Source organism: Streptomyces alkaliphilus, from assembly GCF_014141535.1.
GTDB classification, from domain to species: Bacteria; Actinomycetota; Actinomycetes; order Streptomycetales; family Streptomycetaceae; genus Streptomyces; species Streptomyces alkaliphilus.
This window is the reverse complement of sequence record NZ_VKHT01001437.1, coordinates 1-941: the sequence shown is the minus strand read 5'-3', so window position 1 is coordinate 941 and position 941 is coordinate 1. Positions and strand designations below refer to the sequence as shown.

The 941-nt window shown below is 77.5% G+C and carries 1 protein-coding gene; it reads left to right on the top strand.

Annotated elements, in window-relative coordinates; translation table 11 throughout:
• Positions 1–910: hypothetical protein (locus FNQ90_RS24950; protein WP_182608398.1), on the top strand; the 910-nt coding region annotated here is incomplete at its 5' end.
• Between the last annotated feature and the right edge of the window lie 31 nt (positions 911–941).

Here is a 941-nt window from a genome sequence, read left to right as displayed (position 1 = left end):
CCCGCAGTGGGGAGGCGGGGGCGGTGCGCCGGCCCCGGACTGGAGCGCGCTGGCCGCGGACGCCGAACGCGACCGGCGACGCCGACGGTGGCTGGTGGTCGGTGGCGGCGCCCTGGCCACCGTGCTGGTCGGCACCGTGGTGGCACTCGCCATCGTGCAGCAGGGCAACGGGGGCGGCTCCGACGCGCCCGCCGACCGGGGCGGCAACGCCCTGGACGCCGCCGGGGGGTCCTCCCCCGACGCGCAGCCCGAGCCGACCTTCTCCGAGACCAGCCTGCCGCCCCCGCCCAAGCCCCGGGAGTTCGTCACCGACCCGGAGAAGGACCTGGCGCCCTTCACCTCCGACGCCTTCTTCGCCGGCGAGACGATGCGGGTCGAGGACCGCGAGTACCTCCGGGTGGCCGCCGACACCGTCGAGGGCACCGACGCGTGCGCGGCCACGGCGGGCCCCGACCCGTCCGCCGCGCTCACCGCGCACGGCTGCCTCGCGCTGGTCCGCGCGACGTACACCTCCGAGGGGGTGGCGGTGACCATCGGGGTGGCGCAGTTCCCCGGTGAGGAGGAGGCCGCCGCCGCCAAGGAGACCGCCGAGGGCTCCATCACACCGCTGATCGGCGAGGGCGGCGCCGCCTTCTGTCAGCGCGGCGGGTGTCGCATCACCCGCAGCCAACTGGGCCGGTACGTGTACTTCACCATCGCCGGGAACCTGGACAACACCCCCGACTCCGGCGAGGACACCCCCGCCCAGCGGGCCGCCCGGGACGGCAACGAGCACGCCTACACCCGGATCGTGCAGCGCGGTGAGAGCCAGGCGTCGGCCTCCGCCGAGGCACTGATCGCCGAGCGGCAGCGGGGGGCCGGCGGCGGCGCGGACGCCGAGCCGGAACCGGGCGCCACGGACGGCGGCTGAGGCGCCCGCCGCCCCCGGCCGGGAGTGGGCC